We start from the raw sequence: 402 nt of genomic DNA, 5'->3' as shown, positions 1-402 counted from the left end.
ATTAAATATAGGTAAAATCATAAATGGAATATAAATGTAACTTGCCACTACTAAAAACGCACCAGTTGTAAATAACAAATTGAATGATGGCAAATTAAATAAGTGGAAAAATTGATTAATCACGCCATCATGACTTAATAAACCTATAAAAGCATATGTCTTTAACAATAAATTTATCCATGTTGGAATAATCATTATCATTAATAAGATATTTTGAAATTTCGAACGAGTAATATAATAGGCAGCTGGATAACTGATAGCCAAGGTAATAATTGTTATTAAAGCGGCATATAAAATTGAATATGCAAACATTTTCAAATATTTTGTAGTAAAAATTTGTTGATAATTCGTGAAACTAAAATGTCCATTGATATCTAAAAATGAAAAATAAATGAGTAATAC

The 402-nt window shown here is 24.9% G+C and carries 1 protein-coding gene; it reads right to left on the bottom strand.

The window, feature by feature from the left end; translation table 11 throughout:
• On the bottom strand, positions 1-402 hold a 402-nt coding region (locus D7X74_RS44775; protein ID WP_370450874.1), incomplete at both ends, for an ABC transporter permease.

Origin of the sequence: Corallococcus sp. CA047B (genome assembly GCF_003612065.1) — a bacterium.
In the GTDB taxonomy this organism is placed as follows: Bacteria; Myxococcota; Myxococcia; order Myxococcales; family Myxococcaceae; genus Corallococcus; species Corallococcus praedator.
This window is presented reverse-complemented; position numbering and strand designations above follow the sequence as displayed.